Consider the following 22,280-nt stretch of genomic DNA (forward strand, 5'->3'; position numbering starts at 1 on the left):
ACGTCTCAGACCCGCGGTCTTACACCGCCGCAGCCGGAGCTCTGTAGGAGCCGCCGTGCGCCATCAGCGCCCAGACGATCCTCGCCATTTTGTTGGCCAGCGCCACCGTCACCAGCATCCGCGGCTTGCGCCCCAGCATGCCGGCGAGCCACGGACTGGCGCGTGATCCGTCGCGCGCCGCGGCCTGCGCCGCGGAGCTGGCGCCGAGGATCAGCAGCCGTCGAAGGCTTCGCTCCCCCATCTTCGTGGTTCGACCCAACCGCTCTTTGCCGCCGCTGGAGTGCTGCCTGGGCGTGAGGCCGAGCCAGGCTGCGAAGTCACGGCCGCGACGGAACGTGTCTGCGGCCGGCGCTAAGGCGACCAGGGCCGTGGCCAAGACTGGCCCAACGCCTGGAATGGTCATCAGGCGCTTGGCGAGGCGATTGGTTTTCGCCCGGACGGCGATTTCGCGATCCAAAGCCGAGATCCTCGTGTGCACCGCCTTTAGGCTCTCGGCGACGATGGCCAGGACCGGCCGCGCCTCCGGCGGCAGCTCGGACGCAGGATCGACGACCAGATCGATCAGCTTGTCCACGTGGCCAGGTCCCTGGCGCACGACGAAGCCGAACTCGGCGAGGTGACCGCGCAACGCGTTGATCAGCTGAGTGCGTTGCCTGACGAGCAGATCGCGCGTTCGGAACACCACGGCCGCGCCCTGCGCCTCGGCGCTCTTGGGCGTGACGAAGCGCATCGTCGGGCGCTGCGCGGCTTCGCAGATCGCCTCTGCGTCGGCCATGTCGTTCTTCTGCCGCTTCACGAACGGCTTCACATACGAAGGCGGGATCAGCCGGGGCTCATGGCCGAGCGCGGCAAGCTCGCGGGCCCAATGGTGGGCGCCGGCGCAGGCCTCCATGGCCACCACGCAGCGGGGCTGCGCCGCGAAGAAGGTCAGTAGCTGATCGCGCCGCAGCTTCTTCCGGAAGACCACGCCGCCGGCCGCATCCGCGCCGTGCGCCTGGAAGACACTCTTCGCCAGATCGAGCCCGATCGTTGTAACTTCGCCCACGGACGCCTCCTTCGTAGTGGTGCTTCAACACCTCCACTTTGGCACTTCGAGGCCGTCAGGGGGCGTCCACCCCATCGCTGCTGGCGCCCGCTGCCGTTGAGCTCGAGGTGCGCGCGCGGCGCCCGCGTCAGGCCCCCCGATCACACGATAGGTCCGAAGCTGGCGTGATGCACCGCATTCGGGCCCAGCTGGGAAGCCGCCACAGAGGCCCTCTGAACAGAGAACATGAGGGGAACGAATGCGACTTCCCCCGATTTCCAAATCGGACCACACTTACTCGTCGAGAATCGCCTAGTTCGGCGGTGCGCGCCACACCTATTCCCACATGTGCTGTGGATAAGTCGAGCGGGCGCTAAATGTTGTGGCTGGACTTCTGAGGCGAACCGGCCAGGGTGGATAGGCCAGTGCAGGGTCCGGCTGCATAACGAGCATGGGAGATTGGGATGGCGAAGCCGCCCAAAGGTCCGCATCGCTCCGCGACCACGGGTCGTTACGTCACGACGGCGACGGCCGTGCGTAACCCGCGCGGGACGGTGTCAGAGCCGCCTAAGAAGAAGTGAGCGTTGAGGCAGACTTAGATCGGCTGGCGTGATGCGGCAGGTCTGAGAGCCGGGAGAGGAGAGGTCGGTTCCTAGGTCGGCAAACTTTGGTCGACCCCTCCCTCCAACACCACCAGGTGCTCGCGCATCGGGTGATTTGCGAAGGCTACGTTGCCACATAGGCAGCTTCAAGGCCGCAAATCACGATGCCTTGGTGGGCGAGCACCCTCTGATTGTTTAGAACCTGAGGGTCTTACCTATGGCTGCACGCCATCAAGTGACTTGCATTACGCCCGATGGAGCTGACGCTGATCAGCGCATCGACGCCATTGGTGGCGCGACCGGTGCCGCCAACGGCGGCCCGTGGAAGCTGCCCATCGATCAAGCCATCGCAGGCATCGAAAATGGAACCTACCAGTTCTGGACCTACGGCGGCGGAAAGGCAGTGGACGTAGTCGTCGCTAAGCGACCTAACGGCAGGAAGTATCTCAAGACGACCGCCGATGGGGTCGAACCGAATAATCTGCTCTCGCTTCTGACCTGTAACTGACCCAACCGATGACGAGCGCGAGCGGCGTTCGCGCTCGTTAGGATTTGCCCACGGCTGACGAGCTTCCGGTGCGATTCTCTGTCCTTGCGCCGTGTTCCGGTTTCGGAAGGCGGTCCAGGTTCCGCTGTTTGGCGCTGATCTTCCGACGCCGCTGAAGTTCGGCATCCGCACCGCATTGTCGGCTACAGGCTGCCGGTCGGCATGCAATTGGCAACGAATGAGGCGACCTGAGGCTGAACCTTAGTCAGGTCTATTCCGGCACCCCATCGCATGGGGCCGCCGTTCTCAGTCCAAACATCGAGGTCGCGGGCGCCGACCAGGCGCTGGATCTCCGCCTTCGTGACGCCGCGGGTCACCCAGATGACGTCACCGCTCGGTTGGATGCTTCCGGGTCCGGTCATCACGCCGAAAGGGCGATGGTCAATCTCAATGTAGGCTCTGGTGACCTCCTTCGCCCGGCTCGTGGTGGTCTCGGCGTCAGTGACGACGCCAACTCCGAGAAGGTATCCCTTGGTCCCGCACATCAGGAGGGCCCGGCCGGTCACCTCGCGGCGGGTTTGCTCCAACCGGAGATACGGAGCGCCCTCACTGATCTTGATCTCAGCGATGGTCGGCAAGGTTCCGTTGTTCGCGAGGCCCAGCTGGAGAGCAGCTGGCTCGTCGAGCCAGGTCATATCGTCGGGTGTCGCGCGGCTGGCGACGGCGAAGGCCGTGGTGTCGACGCCCATGTCGTGCAGGTAGTTTACGACCAATGCGCTGACCTCTTGGCCGGCGCGCAGGGATCCCGCACCGCTGCCGGCGAACTGATGGACGCCAATTCGGCTGTTGAGGCCGTAGTAGCGGCTCACTCCACCTGCAAAGGCGTAGGCGCATGCGCTCGCACAGATCGATGCAGCGTGGTTGTCCTCGTTCCAGGCCTCCGTCCCCACTTCGGTATCGAACTCGAGATCGCGGATCGCCATCCCAAGGCGAAGCCCTCCGATGAGGGACCCACCCGGTGAATCGAGGACGATCTTCGCATGCGATAGGCGACGCTGGTGGGCATACGCCCGAAGCCTATCGGCGGAGTCTTCGGTGATAACGCCGACCGCGTAGATGCGCGGCACGAGATGATCGATCACCACGCGCTTGGCGAATTCGTTCGCGTTGTCGGCCCCAGGTGCGAACGTCATCGGCGTCTCGGTTTGCGCGAGCGCTGCCATCGGCGCGAGTGTCAGGGCCGCCGCAAGGCAGACCTTGGCCGTCAGTGTGATCTTCTTGCGACCGCCGTTCATCTTGGCTGTTGTCGAATGAAGGTCGTGGAAGTGCAACCCTGCAGCGCGACCTGAGCTGCGTGGACGCGCCAAGGCAGATCAACCGGAGGGCCGGCGCTCGGAAAGGCTGGAATGGGGTCGTTCGCTGCGGTCCACGCTGGCTGCCGAATGCCTGTTCCTGGAGTGGAGCCAAGGTCGGCTCATGGCGCCGCTCGGACCCGGCTGGTTGCGTGGTGAGTGAGGGACGGGGCCATCGGTCGGCGTCAGGCGAGGCGGTTCCCGAGGAAGCTGGCGCCCAGCTGGAGCCCCGTTTCGTCCACGCTGTGTCCAAGGCTCGGCGAGACGTGCGCCGCCACCTCGAAGCCCAGAGCGTCAAGCCGGGTCTTCGCCTGATGGATGGCTGTCACTGGCAGGACCTCGTCGGCGTCGCCGTGCACGAGCAGGATCGGCGGCTTCGTGGCGGCCTCTTGAGCTAGGGCATCGGGATCGGCGAGCATCCCCGAATAGCCGACGATCCCGGCAATGGGCTTTGCCCGGCGCGGGCCGACGTGCAGCGCCATCATGGTTCCCTGGCTGAACCCCACCAGCGCCAGCCTGTCCTCCCTCAGACCGTGCGCGGCGAGGTGGCTGTCGATGTAGGCGTTCAGGTCAGGCGCGGCGACCCGCACCCCGGCCGCACGGGCCTCCGGCGAAAGGCTGGTCAGTGGCCACCACTGCCGCCCGCCCGGTGCGCCTGGGCAGTCCTGCGGCGCGTTGGGCGCCAGAAAGAGCGTGTCGGGGAGCGCCGCGCGCCAATAGGGAACCAGTCCGATCAAGTCGGCGCCGTTGGAGCCGTAGCCATGGAGCAGGATCACCAGCGAGCGCGGGGCAGCGCCTGTGGCTGGGCCCGACGTCGGGCCGTCGAGAAGGGTGGGTCCGGTCATGTGGCTGTCCTGCTGGAGGCGCGCGCGGGGGTCAACTGATCACACAGGTCATGCGCATCGGCCGGCGCCGCCAAGCTTCGGGTCGAAGTCGCCTTCGACGCGAGCCCAAAGGTCGTCTTCCTGGAGCGGCCGCAATGTCCGGAAGTGGCGCGCGCTGCCCTGTGGGCAGGGGTGTTGTACGTACGACATCGGCGTCGGGAACCTTCGTATCTTGGAGGTGAGGGGAGTTCCGGTCGTGGCGCGGTAATTGACGATTGGGCGACGTGCGCGGCGAGAGCAGCGCCCCCCCGACCTCGGCGCAATTCCGCCCCCGCGAACTCCCCGACCTTGGCGGCCTGAGACCGGCTCTCTATTGGTCCCTGCTCAGCGAAGGATCGAGGAGGAACACGGATGTCGCGTTCACTGAAGGGCAAGGTTGCGGTCGTTACCGGCGCCGGGTCGGGCATGGGCCGGGCCATCGCGGTGCGGCTTGCTGCGGACGGCGCGGCGGTCGCCATCTGGGACATCAACGGCGAGGGCGCCGCCGAGACCGCGAAGCTGATCGCCAACGCCGGCGGCCAGTCTCTGGCGATCACCGCCGACTGCGCCGATCGCGCCGCGATCGAGAAGGCGGCCGCCGAAACGCGCGCGAAGTTCGGCCCGATCGGGATCCTGGTGAACAACGCCGGCATCGCCCCGTTCACGCCCTTCCTCGAGGTCAGCGACGAGCTCCTGGACCGCGTCCTGCGGGTCAATCTGCGCGGCCCCTACATCCTCACGCGCGAGATCATCCCGGACATGATCGCCGCGAAATGGGGGCGAATCATCAACATCACCTCGTCCTCGGTGCAGACCGGCTCGCCCACCCAGACGCACTACACGGCCTCGAAAGGCGGGCTGCTCGGCTTCACCAAGTCGCTGGCGGTGGAGTTCGGCAAGTCCGGGATCACCGTCAACATGATCCCGCCGGGTTCGATTGACACCCCCATGCTGCGCGGAGCCGACGTCATGCAGCGGGAAGGGGCCGTCGAGGCCTATGGCGCGGCGCTTCCGGTCGGGCGGATCGGCCAGGTGGAGGACATCGCCGCCGCCGCCTCCTACCTTGCGTCGGAGGAAGCCAGCTACATCACGGGCCAGACGATCAGCGTCAACGGCGGCCGCTACATGGGTTCGGCCTGACCGACGCATCGAGTGGCCCGGCCTCCAGACCTTTGGCCGGGCCGCCGCCCATCACGGCAGCGCCCGGCGCATTTCTCGGGAAAGGGTCTGCCGTTTACGCGGTGCTTCTCGCACCTCGTAGGTCCCGGACGGCTGCTCGAAGACGGCTTCGCCCGGGCCGCCTAGATCCAGCCGTTGCAGCCCCTGTTGCAGGGTCAGGATCGCCAGGGTCCGGTCGTGGATCGGCGCCAGGTCAGGGCAGCACGGACCGAACCTTCAGCATCCGCTCCATGCTGGATGTCCGATTCCGAGAAGCAAGCCAACGTCCGCTGTTGGCGCGCCCCTTGAGCTGGCGCGCGGCCTGGCCCGGACCCAATAAGCTGAAGTTCCGAAGTGCAGGAGAGGGTGGAAGCCGACGTTGTTCAGGCGGACCCAGCAGTCTAGGCGGCGAGGCGATCCTTGCGCATACGCAAGGTTACGACGAGCCCACTCTGCTGCCAGTCGTAGGTGAGGGCGCCGTCAAACTGCTGGGCCATGCTGCGCGATATCATCTTGCTGCCGAACCCGCGCATCTCCGGCGTGCCTTCCACCGCGGGGCCGCCGTCCTCGGCCCAGATGAGCGTGAGGTGGGTGCTGTCGCAGGAACCCGAGACGTCTAGGGTCCCTTCTTGAACCGACAGCGCGCCGTGCTTGACCGCGTTGGTGGCGAGTTCATGAATGACCATGGCGAGCGTCGTCGCCGTTCCTTCCCCGATCCCCATCCTCGGCACGGCTACACGGATGCGGCCCGCGAACGCTTCCGGATTGTCATAGGGCGCAAGCAGGATCGACAGCAGGTCACCGATCAGGGCGGCCTTGCCTTCCATTCCGGGAAGGGGACGCACGAGGTCGTGGGCGCGACCAAGGGCGGTGAGGCGCTGGGTTAGATCGTTCGCCATCTCCTCGAGGCTCTTGGCTGACCGCAAGGAGATGTGGGTCAGGCCCGTCGCGATCGCGAGCAGGTTCTTGACGCGATGGCTCATCTCACCCGCAAGCAGTTCATTGCTTTCCTCAGCCTGCTTACGATTGGTCACGTCCAGGAAGATGCCGAACATGACCCCGTCGACAATGCCCGCGTCCGCGCCCTGGCCGCGCGCAGAAATCCAGCGGACTACGTCTCCGAGCATGATCCGGAAGTCGATTTCATAGGAACCCGCGACCGACCGGGTCCCCGTGAAGGCGGCCCGGACGCGGTCACGGTCGGCGGGGTGGATATGCGCTGAAAGCTCCTCGAAGGAGACCTTGTCGGCCCACGGGAGGCCCCATAGGTCGAAGGCGCGCTCGTCCATGGTGAAGTGATCGCTGTCGACATTCCACGACCAGAGCGCCACGCTCGCAGCCTCGATCGCCTGCTTAAGATGTTCGGGGAGCCAGACTTGCGAGCCGGGGCCTTGGGCAGACACGTGAGCATCTCCTGCCAAACGTGTATCAGCCATCGGAGCTGTTGATGACATTTATGTCTAGGGCGTCCCGAGGGCGGGCTCAACGTCGGCAGCGCCGGTTGGCCCGGCTCCGCGAAGTTCATGCTCCGGGTAGCACCCCCACTTCCGGTTCTGGCGCTGAGCCCATCGCGCAGCCCGGCCCCGAGCGCCATAGCGGAAGCCCCGCGCGGCCGCGGGGCGGGCCGGGCAACCCTTCTGGTCAGCCATGGCCGCGCAACTCGACTTCTTACGTAGGTCGCTAAGGAGCTGGCGGCGCTTCCCTGCATCACAGCGTGCGCTTGGCCTGCTCGATCGCTCTCGTGGCTATCGCGACGACCGCTTCGCCAGCCTCGCTCGCCAGCTGCAGTTGTTCCCGAACCACCCAAGTGTGCCAGGCCGCGAGATCTGGGGCGGTTTGGCATTTGCTCAGTTCGGTGAGCGCGGCGAGATTGGCGGCGATTGCCCGCTGCGCAAGCGACAGCCAAGCCCTGGAGGTCTCCTCGGCGATCCTGGTAAGCGGGGTGCTTGCCGTGAAGGCGAGGTCGTTCTGTCCCGGTCCACCGGCGAACGCCTGCGAAAGCGTCCGGCTGAGCTTTTCGAACACTTCGAAGGTGTTGGAGGCGCCTGCGCGGGCGCCTTCGATGTCGCGACTTAACGCTTCCAGCTGTGGCGGAGGCGCGAACGTTCTCTCGCGCTCGCCAATAGCGGCGCTGGTAGCTGTATCGGCATTATCATCGGGTACCCCCCGACTTGAGTGGGTGCTGGGGGAGGATAATGGATCAGGCATGGCGGCCTCTCTCGTGAAGGGCCGCGACCCTAGAGGGGGCCCCGGAGCTGCAACATCGGGTGAAGCCCCTAGGTGGTCTCGGCGAGCGCGCGGCCTCGGCGGAAGGTTGACGGCGGCGGCGTAAGCGCTACCAGCGCGGCGGCGACCGGTCCGACACCGGAGATCGTCATCAGGCGCTTAGCATCGGATTGGCCTTCGACCGCGCGGCGATCTCGCGATCAAGCGCGGCGATCTTGGCCTGAACCGACTGCAGGCTTTTGGGCGGCCCGGCAAACCGTTTCCGAAGCTTATGTCGACGGCCCGACCGCCATCACCTCCATCAGAGCTTATGCTGCTTCGGCGAACGAGCGGGCCAAACGGGCCTTTCTCGACTGGAGCCGATTAGGCATGTTTCGCATTCTGGTGGCCGACGATCAGCCTATCGTGCGGCTGGCAGTGCGAAATCTTCTCGAAGACAGGGGGTTTTTGGTCTGCGGTGAGGCGGCGGACGGGGAAGCGGCCCTCGCATTAGCAATGGCGGAAGCGCCTGATGTCGCGCTCCTCGACGTCATGATGCCGCGGCTGAGCGGAATTGGCGTGGCGCATTGTCTGCGCGAGCAGCGCGCGGATGTGAAGGTGCTTCTGTATTCGATGTGGGAGGACGAGGGCACCGTCTTGAGCGCAGTCGCCGCGGGCGTGCGTGGCTATCTTCTAAAAAACGAGGGAGCGGAGGAGCTCGAACGCGCGGTGCTCAGGGTGGCGGGCAATCGCACTTACTTTTCGCCCTCGATATCTGAAACATTAGAGTGCGTGACGAGCGGCCGGCGCATCAGTCGTTTCACCACCCGAGAGCTGCAGATCGCTCAGATGCTGGCCGACGGTTGTAAGAACAACGAGATCGCTCGGCGGATGAATGTCAGCATTAAAACCGTAGAGAGCCACCGGACCTCGGCGATGCAGAAGGGCAACTGCCACACAGCCGCGGACTTGGTGCGCTATGCGTTCAAGCACCGGCTGATCTAGGATTATGGCAGACGCGAGCCCCGACGGTTTGACACGCCGCTAAGGTCGAGTTCGGAGTTGCTTGCGTCTTCACTCTGAGCCTTCCGGCGCGCAGAGCCCGACTCCCGGCCGCCAGAGGCTCAGCTGCCAGCGTTCATCGCCGCCCTCTGGGCTGGGTTGCGGGTGCTGCTATTCGTTTGCCCGAGCTGCGGTCGATCGCGCGGCCGCGTATCAAGCGCAGCTGCTCGCCCATCTGGCCGAATGGTTGGCGGCCGGAGCCGCTGAAACGGATGTCATTCCCGTCCTTGAGGTTGGGTGACATCGAAGCCAACTACCGCTTGGGTCGTCAGAACGATGCGTTTGACCCCGCGAAGTTCCTGTTCCGGGAAGCGATCCGAGTTCCGCTCCTGGCGCTGCCGGCCGTAGGCTGCCCCCAAAGCCTCAGTCTGCGAAGCCCCCGGGACTGGAGAGAAGCCGGGGGCTCTGGCATTGCGCCAGCGGCGTGGGGGTGGGGCTCTTTCGCCGTCGCGTCTAGAAAACGCGGTTCTTTGGATGAAGCTCCAGAATCGACGGCTCGTCGACGACCGGCATTCGGGTGGTGCTCCCGTGAATGTCCGCAAACCGACTTCGGCTTCTGGCAGCCGCACCATTTAGCGGACGGAATCAATCCTACCTGTGAGCGCCGCAGCCACCATGTCTCGAACTTCCGGCCTCCCTAGCTCGAACCGGGTTCGGCTGCCGCCGGCAACTTCCCATTCCGGGAGGGCAGGGAAGTTCCGCTTCTCTTTTGGCGCGTTCAGGCGAGCGTCGCTTTCACAGGCCGTACGGCTACAATCTTGGCCTCCTGGATCTGAGCCTTCGTCCGAATGGCGGTGTTATCGTGAACTTCCAGGACGAGGAAACGGGCGTCGCCGCCGACATAGGACCGATACGGTCGTAGGACGAACTGGAAGGTGCGGCGCTCGCCATTAGGCGAGAGAACGTCGGAATCGTACTCGATGTACTGGCCGCGATGGCGCGTGATCGCAGTTTCGACCTTCGCGGCCTCCTGCGGGTTCTGAGCGAACCAGGGGCTTTCCCACAGGTGCTTGCCGATAAAGGCCTCGATCGAGGCGTCGATCGCGCGCAACGCGGCCTTATTGACGTCCAGGATGATGCCGTCGGTCGTGCAGATCGACATTGGGTTCAGGGCGGAATTGAACACCGCATGGTAACGCGCCTCGGCCTCCTCGAGCGACCTTGAGCGCTGGGCAAGTTGCTGCCGGAGCGCGGCGACTTCTCGGGCGAGGTTAGCGTCCGTCATGCGCTGCTCCTTAGGCGCGCGGGCTATGCGCGATGTCTATCAGCAGCTCTGCGAGAGCCTCTGGGCGGTAGGGCTTGTGGATGACCCGGGCTCGCGGGTAGCGCTCCGCGAGATCGGCGGGACCGTACGCCGTCGAGAAGACGATGGGGACGCCGCGACTAACGAGGATGTCCGCCACCGGAAACACCTTCTCGCCGCCCAGATTCACGTCCAGGATCGCGGCGTCGATTTCGGTGGCGGCCTCAACCGCAGCGAGCGCTTCGCTGACTGTGGCGGCGCCCCCGGCCAGGACGCAGCCGAAGTCCGCAAGCATGTCTTCGAGCATGGCTGCGACGAGCGCCTCGTCCTCGACGAGAAGGATCTCGAGCCCGAGGAGCGCGGGATAGGCGGCGGGAAAACCGGAGCCCTTTCCTATAGCGGCGCTTCCCCATCCCGTATGAGCCGTGGGCATTGTCGCCACCTGACGCTGCTTAGGCGCCCATTTGTAGGCTTCTGGCCTGCGATTTTCCAGGCGCGCTCCGCGCGCCTCTTTACCCCCGAGCTTGGTGCGGCGACTGCTACCACTGACGCCGGATCCTGGCGATCAGGACAGCCTCTTCCCAGACCTCCACAAGGGCGCAGTCGCCAAACATCAGCTCGGCGATCGCGCAAGCTTCAGCGGGGGAGGACGCGCAGACCTCGGTGTTCGCCAGCGCGCGATCATCACTTCCGACGCCGAAGACGTTGAACGCTTCCCCCACGACCATCGCATAACGCGTTCGGTGATTCGCGGTCTGTGCGCGAGCGGACAGAGCGCCAGCAACAGGCGTGCGCGCTTCCCTAGCGTTGGTTGATCCTGCAGCTGTGCTGAGCGCTTAGGAGTGGCGTGCTAGGCCGCGAGCTCGGGGCGGGGCGGCGCAATCAGCTCGCTGAGACAAGCGACGAGATCCGCGGCGCGAAATGGCTTCGACAACGCCGCGTCGGCGCCGCAGCCCTTGGCGACTGTGAGCAGCTGGTCCGAGGCGAACATCCCGCCGCCCGACATCACAACGATCGGAAGTTTCGGTCTGGCCCGCCGCATGGTCTGCACGGCGCGCATGCCTTCGCCGCCGGGGAGCACTAGGTCCGTCACGACGGCGGCCGGCGCCTGCTTGGCGAATTCCGCAAGCGCAGTCCGTTCATCGCGAGCGGTCCGCACCAGAAAGCCCGCCAGGCGAAGCGCATGGGCGAGGATCTTCCGAAGGGCGTCGTCGTCTTCGATCAACAGGACGCCGCGGGACGATGATGGCTGCATGGGGTTCATTGCGAGCAGCCTGCCGTCGTCTTCTGTCGATGTGCTGAAGGGATGTGGTTATGCGAAAGTTGCTGCGGACGGGGCCCGCAGAGCCGTTTCCAGGCCGCTATTGGCTTGCGTCCCTCAGCCACCAACCATGTCGGCGGGCGATCTCGTCGTGGAGCGAATAGAGCCGCTCGCGTCCTCGGCGATCCGCGGTCGTGATCTGTTGTCGGATGGCGCGCACAGCGCGCTCTGCGCCGAGCTGATCTTCAAGCGCAGTCGCCAGCGCCTGAAGGCGTCGGCCCCTGAGGGGCAATATGCGGCAAACGGTAAGCATCGGTCTTCAAGAACGAGGCTCTCATCTCATGGTTAAATTCGGCTTTCCTGAGCTGCGAAGGGCCTGATGTTCCGCTTCCTGGAAAGGCGCCCCGAGTTCCGAAGCCGGGACGCGCTCAGAGGCCGCTGCTGGCGCGCAATGGCCGACGCCGCCGTCGAAGGCGCGCCAGCTGGGCCTCCCCCCCTTCCGTTCGGAGGGCCAGTTGATCTTCCGCGCCAGTGGGCGCGTTCATCGCTCCAGGACGCCGTGGCGTTTGTATTGACAGCCGCATAACGAAAGCGCCTGCTTTCCGTAAGGGGAGGGAGGCCTGCGATGCAGTACCGACTGCTCTTCCACGAAGCTGGTCATCGCCGCCTCAGGCGCTTCGAGTTTGATGCGCCGGACGATGCTGAAGCTGAAGGAGCCGTGTTGGACTTAAGCGACGCCGTTCCGCAGGAGCTGTGGTGCGGCAAGCGCCGGGTGCAAATCTGGCCCCGGCAAGAACTCGAGGACGACACGAAGGTGGTCTTGCATTAGCCAGACGGCGGAGCCGATGCCGACGAGGCAGGCGGTGTCCCGCTCTGGAGGGATGAGTTGACGACCGCGCCTGAGGGATTGGCTGACGCCAAGAGGTTGCTGCGCACGCTCGACAGTGCGCCCGATCCCCGGCGCCAAGCGCGGTCCGTTTATTCTGCCTTGGCCCGGGCGGAGGATTGGTCGCCCCGGCAGCATCAGGAGATAGCGGCCTTCGGAGCCTGGCTGCACGGCCTTCCGCCGCTCGCCGAGATCCGACCCCGGTGCCAGAGGCTCATCGATCAGCTACGCAGCGCTTGAAGAGTAGAGTTGGCCGCCGCGGCTCCGGCTGGACGCAGCGTCCGCGAAGTTCGCCGTTTGCGGCATTGCGGTAGAGAGCACAACTGCGGGTCGCTTGCTGCCCCAGGCTAGTTGCGCTGTAAGCCCCGCGCGAGCCGCTCCTGCTTGCCGCAACGATGTTAACGCCCCCTGACAAGCCCCTCGTTGCGTAAGCCCAGCGTGCCTCGGCACGCTGGGCGCTTTCCCCACGTTACTGAAAACCTTGGAAGCGATGCAGCTTTGCGACGCTCATGTCCTCGTCATCTGACGCGGAGCACACAGATTGCGAACGCCCTGGTTATGCGCTCTCGGGACGTCGACGGAAAAGGCTGAGGCGACCCGGTATTCTAGCCCGAGCCGGCTGCGTCGCCGCCGCGGGTTCGCCGAACTGCGCCGGTGGCTCGGCCTCCCGGACTTCGGTCGCCGCCGGTAGAGGGGGCTCGAGCAACTGCTCAATGGACGACGCTGCGGCCGTCGGCGTTGCCGCGTTCGTCGGAGCGCCGCTGGGTGCGGCCTTCTTGCCAAATCCAGTGCCGATTGCGGCGGCCGAGCGCGCGGCCGACAAATTGGCGGACACCATCGGATAGTCCGAAGGCAGGCCCCATTTGGCGCGGTAGTCGTCCGGCGTCATCCCCCGGGCAGTGAGATGCCGCTTTAGTTGCTTATAGGGCTTGCCGTCCTCAAAGCTGATGAGAGCCTCAGGCGTCATCGATCGCTGGATCTGAGCGCTGGTCAGCGCTTCGACCGAGGTTGTCGGCGATGCGGGCGGCTGTCCTGCGGCCTCCAAGCTGGAGCGCACGGCCATCGTGCCGGCCTCGCGTTGGATGGGGCTGACCGACGCCTGGGCGTAGGCCGCGGTTGGGGCGGCAGACAGGGGCGCCGCCTCGAGGGGGCGAGCCGCGTTCGCTTCGCGAGCGGTCGGCGCCTTCGTCGGGGCTGAAACGCGGCTCCCCAGGCCGATCGACCGAGCCATCTCCGCCCGAACCTCGCTGTAGCTGGGCGCCGCCATGGGGTAGTCTTTCGGCAGCCCCCACTTTTCGCGGTATTGCTGCGGCGTGAGGCCTTTCGCAGCGAGATGCCGCCGCAGCGTCTTGTAGGGTTTATTGTCCTCGAAGCTGATGAGCGCGTCGCGCGTGATTGATTTGCGGATCTGAGCCGACGTGAGCTTCGGCGCGTCGGCTTCCGGTTCGGCGGGGCGCGTCGTCGCCACCCCGACAGAGCCCAGGCTCGTCGCAATCCGGCTGATCACGGTGGGGATTTCCGACGGCGTCACATGGTTCTTTGCGAAATACGCGGCAGCGACCTCGGCGACGAGGGCTTTGAACTCACCTGACAATGCGAATGCTCCGGTCTTTGCGGTCGCCACGAACAGTAATGAAAGCCAAGAGTCAACGCGCCACGCGCTTGCCTCAAGAAATCGCCTCGAAGTGGCCGCGGGCAAAAGATGGAGAAGGATGATGCCCACATGACGCCGCGGCGAAGAAGCTCAGGTCTGGCCGTCCTCTTGCGTGCTCAACCGCTGCCGGAGGCATTCCGCGCGGACGGTGTCGGGTGACCAATGTCTACGCCGGTTAGATGGGGTAACGGGCCGGCCCCGCGCCCCGGTCTTTTGCGGCCGAGCGGTCGTCCCTCAGTGTGATGGTGTCATCAACCGCGGCGCCGGCGCCGGCCGGCCGCCGCTCATCTGAGAGACGACCATGAAGCACTATGCCGGGATCGACGTCTCGCTGGAGAGTTCAAGCGTCTGCGTCGTGGATGCGGAAGGCGGGATTGTCCACGAAGGGAACGTGTGAGCGAGCCGGAGGCGCTGGTCGCCTTCTTCGCGAAGCAGGACGTGCCCATCGAACGCATCGGCCTCGAGGCCGGCCCCCTGTCGCAGTGGCTGTACGCGGCAATGTCGAAGGCGGGCTTGCCGGTCGAGCTGCTGGAGACGCGGCACGTGCGGGCCGCCTTCAAGACCATGCCGGTGAAGACCGACAAGAAGGACGCGCGCGGCATCGCCCAGTTGATGCGGCTCGGTTGGTTCCGGCCGGTCTGGTGCAAGTCGCTGCCGGCGCAGGAGGTGCGCGCCGTGCTCACCGCCCGCAAGCTGCTGCAGGGGAAGCTCCATGACCTGGAGATGAGCATCCGCGGCATCTTGCGTGGCTTCGGGCTGAAGGTCGGCGCGACAACCCCGCGGACGTTCGAAGGCCGCATCCGCACGCTCGTCGAAGGCCAGCCGGCGCTGGAGTTCATTGCTCGGGGGTTGCTCAAGGCCCGCGCGGTCATCGCCGAGGAATTCCGCGCGATAGACCGCCAAGTGCGCGCCATGGCCCGCGACGACGAACGTGCCCGACGGTTGATGACGACGCCTGGCGTGGGAGCCCTGGTGGCGCTGACCTTCGTCTCGGCGGTCGACCAGGCGGAGCGCTTTCGATCGTCGCGTTCGGTCGGCGCTCACTTCGGGCTGACGCCGAAGAAGTACCAGTCGGGCGAGACCGACCGCACCGGCCGGATCTCCAAGATCGGCGACGCCGGCGTGAGGAGCGCGCTCTACGAAGCGGCGAACGTGATCCTGACGCATCCGGTCAGGGGTTCGGACCTGAAGACCTGGGCGCTCGGCGTCGCGAAGCGCGCGGGGCCGCGCAAGGCGAAGGTCGCGCTCGCCCGCAAACTTGCGGTCGTGCTGCATCGGATGCTGCGCGATCAATCCGACTTTGTCGCCACTAGGACCGCGCCCTCGGCGGCGGCCGCGATCTAGCCAGGGAGACGCACGCTCTTCGGGGGTCTCGAACCATCAGCCCCCGTCGCCGAGTCCCTCGCCGGGACGCAAGGCAGGTTAGGTCGACGACATTTCAGCAGGGCTCCGCCGCTGCGCCACTTTAGAATGACCGGCCCGTCTCATCCGACTCCATCAAGCAGCGGCTCCGACCGACTGCGGACAGAAGAGCGACGCCGGCGGGTGGATGAAGCTACGAGGGATTGACCTTCGAGGTCCCGTTACAGAAGAGATGTCGCGGTTTCCGCAAAGTAGAGATGTCAGGGCACGGGCGTTTGGTGTCGGCCGAAGGGCGGGCGCGCAGCCCTCAGCCCGCGCAGCGACCGACCGCCCGGCCGGCGCACGACATCAATGACGGCGGGTTTTCCGAGCACGCCGGCAGGCGTGCGAGGCACGTAGAGCATCAGCCGATGCTGAACTTGTGACCCGACTGGTCGCGGCGCCGTGGGGCGTCGGAGCTGCGCTTCGCCGGGGGCTGGCTGTCCTGATAGGCCTTGATCATCTCCAACAGCGAGCCGAGCCGCTTGTTGTCGACGATCGCCGCCTGGTTGACCTTCCGGATCTTGTCGAACGTCCGGTAGGCGAGCTCCTCGCCCCGGGAGCGGATGGCGATCCGCCCGTCGGGATAGTCAACAACGGTGACCCGCTTGCCGATCGCCGCCTGCGCCGTCTCCGACGGCTCGAGGATGAACAGCACCTTGTCGTACTGCAGGGTCAGCGACTGGGAGAGGGTGCGCTCGACCTGCCAGGTGAACTCGTCGCCGAGCTGGTCGCGCGGCGATATCGGCCGGTGCAGGTCCTTCGGGTTGGCCGGGACCTTGCCGAAGCGGGCGTTGTAGTCGGCGACGAAGCCGGGGAGGAAGGCGTTGCCCGCGGCGATCGTGCCGATCTCCGCCAGCCGCAGCTCCTTCACCAGTCGGTCCTGCAGCGTCTTGTTGGCCCGCTCGACCCGGCCCTTGGCCTGACTGGAATTCGCGCAGATGATCTCAATATTCATCTTGCTGAGCGCGCGGCCGAACTGGGTCATGCCGTCGCCGAGCGCTGCGGGCTTGTTGATCCGGAACACCGAGTGCTTGTCGCTGTAGAAGGCCACCGGCTTGCCGTGCGCCTCGAGGTAGGCGCGGGTCGCGGCGAAGTAGGCGAAGGTCGACTCGCTCTCGACGAACTGCAGGTGCATCAGCCGGCTGGTGGCGTCGTCGATGAACACCAGCAGCGTGCACTTCGGCCCGCGATCCTCGAACCAGCGATGCTCCGAGCCGTCGATCTGCACCAGCTCGCCGACGCAGTCGCGACGATAGCGCGGCTGGTAGATCTTGCGCCGCCGCCGCGTACGCGCATCCCACAAGCCTTCGGCGATCATCCAGGCGCGCAGCGTCTCGCGCGAGACGGTGATGTCGTGCAGCTCCAACAGCTTCTCGGCCGCCAACGTCGGGCCGAAATCCGGGTAGCGCGCCTTGATGATGTCGATCGCCGCCTGGCGCACATCGGCTGGTGTCTTGCGGTTGCTCGGCCGGCCGCGCTTCTTCGAGATGATCCCGTCAGCGCCGCGCAGTCGGTAGGCCTTCAGCAGCCGCCAGACCTGGCGCTCGCTGAGGCCCAGCACGCCGGCCGCGGCCCGCACCGGCAATCGCTCGGCGTCCACGTCGCGCAGGACCTCGAACTTCGACAGCTCCGTATCGCTCATGATCCGCACCGCCATCGACGCCGTCTCCCAGCCAAGCTTGGAGGGAGGCTGACGTCTCTAATTTGCACGGCACTGACATTTGCACTTTGCGGCTACATGTCTGCGCCGGACAAGGAACTTTATGCGAAACTAGCCGTGCAGCGAGCGATCATCGAACGGCGCTGTCGTTCAAGAAATCTGGCCTCTGTGAAACCTGCGGCAGGCAATCGGCTACGCTCAGCGAACCGAGCGCCGCTGCCGAACTCGCGACGAGGCAGCCGTGATGCACACCTGGATTGAGCTCCTGTTTGCCAGTCGTCTCTGCGCCACGCCCACCGCCAATTTTGCGTCCTCGGACTATCAAAGCTAGGAGGCGCGGCCGTCCCGGCGCCGCATGTAGATCAGCGCCACGAGCGCTGCGGCGAAGCCTGACGCAGCGCCCGCGGTCAGCGCCCAGCGCGGGCCGAACTGGTCGGCGATCCAGCCCACCACCGGTGCTCCAACCGGGGTGACGCCCACGCTCACGGCCATGCGGAGCGCCAGCACTCGGCCGCGCATCGCCGGCTCGGTGGAGAGCTGCATCAGGCTGCTGGTGGCGCTGGTGAAGGTCAGCGTCGCCACGCCGCTCGCCATAAGCGCCGCGCCGAACATCCAGACGTTGGGCGCAAGCGCGGCGGCGAGGAAGGCAAGACCAAAGGCCGCCGCTCCGACGAACAGCAGGCGGAACTTCGGGTCGTGGTGCCCGGCGGCCAGCAGAGCTCCGCCCAAGGTGCCGGCTGCCATCGCGGAGCTCAGCGCGCCGTACTGGTCCGCCCCGCCGTGGAAGATCCTCACCGACATGGTGGAGATGAAGATCGGGAAGTTCAGACCCAAGAGGCCGATTAGGAACAGCATCCAGAGGATCGCCTGAAGGTCGGGCCGCGCGCCGACATACACGAACCCCTCCAGTAGGCCGCCGCCGACCCGCCCGACGCGCGGATGGACGCGCAGCTCATCTGCGCGCATCAGTCCGAGGGACGCGATTACGGCGGCGAAGGAGGCGGCGTTGATTAGAAAGGCCCATCCTGTGCCGACCGCGCCGATCATCACGCCCGCAACGGCGGGGCCCACCATTGTCCCAAGCGTCATGGAGGTGGCGTTCAAGGCCACTGCGTTTGGCAAGTCCGCGTCCTCGACCAGGTCGGAGACGAAGGTCTGGCGGGTCGGGCTGTCGATCGCGCTGGCGCAGCCGGACAGGAAGGCCAGCACATAGAGGTGCCAGAGCTGCACCATGCCGGTGACAGTGAGCAAGCCCAGCGCCAGCGCAATGAGACTCATCGCCGCCTGGGTGGCGACCAGGAGCTTGCGGCGGTCGAAGTGGTCGGCGGCGTAACCCGCCCACGGCAGCAACAGGAGCTGCGGTCCGTACTGCAGCCCCATCACCACACCGACGGCGGTGGCGCTGTGGCGGGTCAGTTCGGTCAGCACCAGCCAGTCCTGGGCGGTGCGTTGCATCCCCGTGCCGATGTTAGAGACGAGCGCGCCGCCCGCCCAGACCCGGTAATTGAAGATCCGCAGCGAGCGGAAAGTGCCCTTTGCCATGCCGCGACTTCCGTTCGCGATCGTCACGCTGCCACCAAGCGCCTTATAAGCGCTGCGGCGCGGACGAGAGTTTGGTGCTCGACGCCGTTCAGCTTCGCCATCGCGGCTCGACCCGAAGTCGGGATCGAGCGGACGATGTCTGGCGTGGAGCGTCGCCTCGAGGGCGGCGAAGCGCGGCCGGGCCCAAGCCACGACGGTGGCCGCCGAAAGCGCAAGCTCGGCGCCTGACGGCCAGCCGTTCAGCCGGACATGCGGGTTTGGCCGAGATAGTCGCGCTTGCCGATCGGCGCGCCGAGATGGCGCAGAATCGCGTAAGCGGTCGTCGCGTGGAAGAAGAAGTTCGGCTGGGCGAACGAGAGCAGATAATCTTCGGCCACGAAATTCATCGTCCGCTCACTCAACATGTAGGCGACCGGCCGCCCCTGCAGAGCATCGACCTCTTCTCGGGAAACGCCGTCGATCGCCGCGATCGCGCCGGAAAGCTTTTCGGCCACGCCGGCAAGGCTCGTCGGGAAATTGGAGCGATCCGGCCCCGCTTGCCCACTCCTGGCGCTGTTGATGGCGCCCGACGAATGCGCGATCGCCGCTTGGAACTGAAACGCGAGCGGGCGCATATCGTCTGTGAGACGGGCGGCGAGAATGTCCGTCTCGGTCATGCCGCGATCCCGTGCGAAGGCACCCGCCCGTTCGACGAGGCCATGGGTCGAGCGCAGTATCTGGGCGAAAGTGGGTATGACGGCGTCGTAAAGCGAGATCATCGATGCATTCCCTTCTTATGGCGGGTCGTTGGCGCTCGGATGCGCATGCGGAAATAGCTGCCCGCATTGCGAGCGCGCGGCGAAGTCTGGAAACTCGTCCCCAGAACCTGGGCGGGGGACAAAACGTCGTTCGTCGTCGCCCTGCGGGCCGGCTGCGGCGAAGGCGGGGGTTTTTGGCGGGGCGCTGCGCCGGGGCGGCGGCGCAGGCGGCTCCAATCAAATTCCCACGCTTTCCTCCCGCCCTCCCACGGGCGGGTTCCGTCAGATGCTCAAGGCCGCGCAGATCGCCTCCGCGCTCGAGACGGTCGCCACCATCGGAAGGTGCATGGTGATTTGCATCTGATGGGTCTCGACCTGGGCGCCGGCGGCGCAGTCTTCGGCGATCACCGCGTTGAAGCCCAGCCCGACCGCTTCGACCGAGCCGCCCATCAGGGCGACGTTGGTGGAGACCCCGGAGAAGACCACGGTGTCCACGCCCTGGGCGCGCAGAATGGTCGACAGGTCTGTCCCGGTGAACGCGGCCATGCCGTGGTGGCGCTCGCTGATGATGTCGTTGGGGGCGATCTTGATGTCGTCGTGAATGGCGGCGAACCGCGAGCCGGCGACCAGCTCGCCCCGCTTGTAGATCCGCGCCGCTAGCACGCAGTTGACCGGCCAGCCAACGAACCCGGGACGCGCCGCGATGGTGCAATGGACGACCGGCAGGCCGCCGGCGCGGAATCTCGCCGCCAGGGCGTTCACCTTTTCCGGAAGGCGGCGCTCGGCCACCTGACCGCTGAGCGGCGAGCTCACAAAAGCCGAGTTGGCGATCCCGTTCTGCATTTCCGAAATCAGCAGCGCGGCCCTCTGACCACGGTCCAGCCCCTTCACCATGCCGACGTTCTCCCTATTGGCGGCTTTACGAGAGGCGCTCCATAGCATGTAAAAACATATTAAACTAGGTCGGCGATGTCGTTGTGGCGGGCCCTACATCGTCACGCCTATGGCCGTGGGCTCATGGCGCGGCGCACCTCAGCCAGTTCGCCTCGGCCATGGGGACTTTGTGTCAACTGCTGCGCCGGACGCGCCGCCCGCCGCGGCGAGCCCAAGCCGCCTGGCCCGATCGAGACGACGCTCTCGCCTGCAAACCTGGCGGCGGACCGATCCGATCCCAGTTTATGCGCCGAAATCGTGCGACGCACTTTGATGCGGCACTGCCGGATTGGTGCAATTGCTGTCTACCCGCGCGGCGTCTCCCGCCATGAGCCAACCCGCCGCGAGGCGAGTCTAATTCGCTCCCATATGTTTTGACTGTTCAATCCCTGATCTGCCGAGCAAGGCGCCGGTGTGCGCGCTCGGCCAGCCTGGTAAATGGCTATTGGCGTCCAGCCACGGCGGACAAAGGGGGCGCGCGCGAAGCGGCGCTGCGCCGAACTGCCGGATCACTGTTCTTGTTCAATTTAGACAAGCTCGCGGCGAGCTCAGAGAAAAAAGGCCCAGCATCAAGATAGAAAATTTCAAGCAAATGAAGCAATTCCAGCGAATCAACTCTGCGTTGGCCGCGTTCTATCAAGGCGACGTGTGATTTTGCTTTGCCCAGCCTGGCTGCAACCTGCGCTTGGCTCATCCCGGAGGCTCGGCGGGCTGCAATAAGTGCATCTCGAATAATCTTGTATTCATCGGTAAAGACGGGATTGGGGCGACGCGCATACATCAGAGCTGGCGCTCCATGATCGCAATAGGAACAAACGACACTTATCAAAGCCTCTAAGCTTGAGGTTATGAGCGCTCTATTTGCGCTTCTGACCTGTCATGGCGCCAGAAGACCTCGGCTCGCTTGGCCACCGGCATCAAGATGCGGGTCGGCGTTTGCTCCCCTGCGAGGGCGCGAGTGAGCATAGGGAGCCTTTCCGAGCACGTGATCCGCAGGGCCGCAGCCGCGATTGCTCGAGCGCCGTGGAGGTCAGGGCGCGGTGTTTGTCTACGGCGCCTGGGCCCGGGCATTGCTCGCAGGGGTATGACCGGGTCCCGACCAGAGCAGAGCGTCGCGTGTTGGGTGCGGTTGACGCGAAAACTCAACCCCATGCGGCTACGACGGTGCGCCCTGGCGCTGCAGAACATAGTTTTGAGAGGCCGCCTTTTCCGCATAGCGGCTGGCGATGAAGGAGCAAACGATCAGTTGCAGCTGGTGGTATATCAGCAGGGGCAGCATCACCACGCCGAGCGTGGCGTTGGTCCCGAAGATGATCGCAGCCATTGGCGCACCGTTCGCCAGGCTCTTCTTTGAGCCGCAGAACACCGCCGCCGCCTCGTCTTCCCGCGAAAAGCGCAGCTTTCGGCAAACGAGAGTGGTGACGGTGAGCGCTACGGCGAGCAGGCCCGCGGTCAGGCCGGCGATCTGGAGCAGCAGCAGCCACGAGTAATTGCGCCAGATGCCTTCTGCGGCGGAATCCGCGAAGCTGCCCAAGACAATCAGCGCAATCACGCCCTGATCGAAGCGCGTGATGGCCCGCTTGTGACGCCGCATCGTCCGCCCGAGCCAAGGCTGCAACACCTGACCGGCGATGAAGGGGAGCAACAGGGACCGAGCGATCGCAAGAAACTGATCAGCGAAGCTGGATCCGTGGGCGCCGACGGTCACTAGCGCCACAAGCAGCGGAGTCAGAACGAGGCCGAGGATCCCGGAAAGCGTGGCGTTGAAGACCGCCGCGGCAACGTTCCCGCGAGCCGCCGCCGTCATGGCCACCGAAGAGGACACAGTTGAGGGAAGCGCCGCCAGGAAAAAGAGTCCGAGGCGGACCTCCTGCGAAGCGACCGGCGCCAGACCCGCCCAGAGCGCGAGCCCGATCAGCGGAAAGAGCAGGTAGGTGCTCATCTGCACCACGAGGTGCAGCCGGACATTGGCCAGGCCGGCTTTCAGCTCGCCGGGTGACAAGGCCGCGCCGTGCAGGAAGAAGATCAGGCTGACGCCCAGTGATCCGACGTATCCCGCCGGGATGACGCCTTTCGTCGCGAAGACGTTGGGGGCGAGGAAGGCGATCACGATAACGCTGATAAGCACCAGCAGAAATCCGTCGAGCTTGGGAATGCGCAAGGTCATGCGCCTGCTGATATATCCCTGTCGATCATCATGAAATCCC

20 protein-coding genes and 2 pseudogenes are annotated in these 22,280 nt (G+C 65.6%); 5 read left to right on the forward strand and 17 right to left on the reverse strand.

The window, feature by feature from the left end; translation table 11 throughout:
* Positions 1-19: 19 nt before the first annotated feature.
* Positions 20-1,045, reverse strand: coding sequence for an IS110 family transposase (locus ACSQ14_RS25425; RefSeq protein WP_436017858.1), 1,026 nt, complete (start codon positions 1,043-1,045; stop codon positions 20-22).
* A 798-nt stretch (positions 1,046-1,843) separates the two neighbouring features.
* Here ACSQ14_RS25425 and ACSQ14_RS25430 point away from each other — a divergent pair.
* A complete protein-coding gene (locus tag ACSQ14_RS25430) occupies positions 1,844-2,134 on the forward strand; it encodes a DUF3892 domain-containing protein (protein ID WP_436017860.1) in 291 nt (96 codons plus the stop codon).
* Positions 2,135-2,316: 182 nt separating this feature from the next.
* Here the strand turns inward: ACSQ14_RS25430 and ACSQ14_RS25435 are convergent, their stop codons facing one another.
* Positions 2,317-3,444, reverse strand: a complete 1,128-nt coding sequence (locus ACSQ14_RS25435) for a hypothetical protein (RefSeq protein ID WP_436017862.1) — start codon at positions 3,442-3,444, stop codon at positions 2,317-2,319.
* 206 nt (positions 3,445-3,650) lie between these two features.
* On the reverse strand, positions 3,651-4,310 hold the full coding sequence (locus tag ACSQ14_RS25440) for an alpha/beta hydrolase (protein ID WP_436017864.1): 660 nt from the start codon (positions 4,308-4,310) through the stop codon (positions 3,651-3,653).
* Between the two features lie 390 nt (positions 4,311-4,700).
* Here ACSQ14_RS25440 and ACSQ14_RS25445 point away from each other — a divergent pair, with 390 nt between their 5' ends.
* Positions 4,701-5,468 carry an SDR family NAD(P)-dependent oxidoreductase gene (locus ACSQ14_RS25445; RefSeq protein ID WP_436017578.1) on the forward strand — a complete coding sequence of 256 codons (768 nt, stop codon included), beginning with the start codon at positions 4,701-4,703 and terminating at the stop codon, positions 5,466-5,468.
* A gap of 419 nt (positions 5,469-5,887) precedes the next feature.
* Here ACSQ14_RS25445 and ACSQ14_RS25450 read toward each other — a convergent pair whose 3' ends face one another.
* From ACSQ14_RS25450 to ACSQ14_RS25460, 3 genes and pseudogenes are all read right to left on the reverse strand, one after another.
* Positions 5,888-6,889: a sensor histidine kinase gene (locus ACSQ14_RS25450; RefSeq protein ID WP_436017866.1), complete on the reverse strand. Its 1,002-nt coding sequence runs from the start codon at positions 6,887-6,889 to the stop codon at positions 5,888-5,890.
* A 304-nt stretch (positions 6,890-7,193) separates the two neighbouring features.
* Positions 7,194-7,694 carry a phasin family protein gene (locus ACSQ14_RS25455; RefSeq protein WP_436017868.1) on the reverse strand — a complete coding sequence of 167 codons (501 nt, stop codon included), beginning with the start codon at positions 7,692-7,694 and terminating at the stop codon, positions 7,194-7,196.
* A gap of 80 nt (positions 7,695-7,774) precedes the next feature.
* Positions 7,775-7,950 (reverse strand): annotated as a pseudogene (locus tag ACSQ14_RS25460) (IS110 family transposase); the annotation flags it as partial.
* 131 nt (positions 7,951-8,081) lie between these two features.
* Between ACSQ14_RS25460 and ACSQ14_RS25465 the strand changes: the two are divergent.
* Entirely contained in the window at positions 8,082-8,696 is a 615-nt protein-coding gene (locus ACSQ14_RS25465) for a response regulator transcription factor (protein WP_436017870.1), read from the forward strand.
* A gap of 775 nt (positions 8,697-9,471) precedes the next feature.
* Here ACSQ14_RS25465 and ACSQ14_RS25470 read toward each other — a convergent pair.
* From ACSQ14_RS25470 to ACSQ14_RS25485, 4 genes are all read right to left on the reverse strand, one after another.
* Positions 9,472-9,978, reverse strand: coding sequence for a PAS domain S-box protein (locus ACSQ14_RS25470; RefSeq protein ID WP_436017872.1), 507 nt, complete (start codon positions 9,976-9,978; stop codon positions 9,472-9,474).
* Positions 9,979-9,988: 10 nt separating this feature from the next.
* A complete protein-coding gene (locus tag ACSQ14_RS25475; protein ID WP_436017874.1) occupies positions 9,989-10,429 on the reverse strand; it encodes a response regulator in 441 nt (146 codons plus the stop codon).
* 106 nt (positions 10,430-10,535) lie between these two features.
* Positions 10,536-10,718: a hypothetical protein gene (locus ACSQ14_RS25480; protein ID WP_436017876.1), complete on the reverse strand. Its 183-nt coding sequence runs from the start codon at positions 10,716-10,718 to the stop codon at positions 10,536-10,538.
* A gap of 128 nt (positions 10,719-10,846) precedes the next feature.
* A complete protein-coding gene (locus tag ACSQ14_RS25485; protein ID WP_436017878.1) occupies positions 10,847-11,221 on the reverse strand; it encodes a response regulator transcription factor in 375 nt (124 codons plus the stop codon).
* 661 nt (positions 11,222-11,882) lie between these two features.
* On the opposite strand from ACSQ14_RS25485, the gene ACSQ14_RS25490 reads away from it, so the two are divergent.
* Positions 11,883-12,086, forward strand: coding sequence for a hypothetical protein (locus ACSQ14_RS25490; protein WP_436017880.1), 204 nt, complete (start codon positions 11,883-11,885; stop codon positions 12,084-12,086).
* 613 nt (positions 12,087-12,699) lie between these two features.
* Here the strand turns inward: ACSQ14_RS25490 and ACSQ14_RS25495 are convergent.
* Positions 12,700-13,866: a MucR family transcriptional regulator gene (locus ACSQ14_RS25495; protein ID WP_436017882.1), complete on the reverse strand. Its 1,167-nt coding sequence runs from the start codon at positions 13,864-13,866 to the stop codon at positions 12,700-12,702.
* Between the two features lie 232 nt (positions 13,867-14,098).
* Between ACSQ14_RS25495 and ACSQ14_RS25500 the strand changes: the two are divergent.
* Positions 14,099-15,141, forward strand: a pseudogene (locus tag ACSQ14_RS25500) (IS110 family transposase).
* Between the two features lie 421 nt (positions 15,142-15,562).
* Here ACSQ14_RS25500 and ACSQ14_RS25505 read toward each other — a convergent pair.
* The 6 genes from ACSQ14_RS25505 to ACSQ14_RS25530 form a co-directional block, all read right to left on the reverse strand.
* Positions 15,563-16,858, reverse strand: coding sequence for an ISNCY family transposase (locus tag ACSQ14_RS25505; RefSeq protein ID WP_436017884.1), 1,296 nt, complete (start codon positions 16,856-16,858; stop codon positions 15,563-15,565).
* A 330-nt stretch (positions 16,859-17,188) separates the two neighbouring features.
* Entirely contained in the window at positions 17,189-18,430 is a 1,242-nt protein-coding gene (locus ACSQ14_RS25510; RefSeq protein WP_436017886.1) for an MFS transporter, read from the reverse strand.
* 212 nt (positions 18,431-18,642) lie between these two features.
* Positions 18,643-19,161: a DUF1993 domain-containing protein gene (locus ACSQ14_RS25515; protein ID WP_436017888.1), complete on the reverse strand. Its 519-nt coding sequence runs from the start codon at positions 19,159-19,161 to the stop codon at positions 18,643-18,645.
* Between the two features lie 261 nt (positions 19,162-19,422).
* Positions 19,423-20,034 (reverse strand): cysteine hydrolase, encoded by a 612-nt coding sequence (locus tag ACSQ14_RS25520; RefSeq protein WP_436017890.1) that lies wholly within the window; start codon positions 20,032-20,034, stop codon positions 19,423-19,425.
* A 481-nt stretch (positions 20,035-20,515) separates the two neighbouring features.
* Positions 20,516-20,854, reverse strand: coding sequence for a helix-turn-helix domain-containing protein (locus ACSQ14_RS25525; protein ID WP_436017892.1), 339 nt, complete (start codon positions 20,852-20,854; stop codon positions 20,516-20,518).
* A 375-nt stretch (positions 20,855-21,229) separates the two neighbouring features.
* Positions 21,230-22,240, reverse strand: a complete 1,011-nt coding sequence (locus tag ACSQ14_RS25530) for a bile acid:sodium symporter family protein (RefSeq protein WP_436017894.1) — start codon at positions 22,238-22,240, stop codon at positions 21,230-21,232.
* Between the last annotated feature and the right edge of the window lie 40 nt (positions 22,241-22,280).

The sequence above is a fragment of the Phenylobacterium sp. LjRoot219 genome, from assembly GCF_964252995.1.
Taxonomy (GTDB): Bacteria; Pseudomonadota; Alphaproteobacteria; order Caulobacterales; family Caulobacteraceae; genus Phenylobacterium.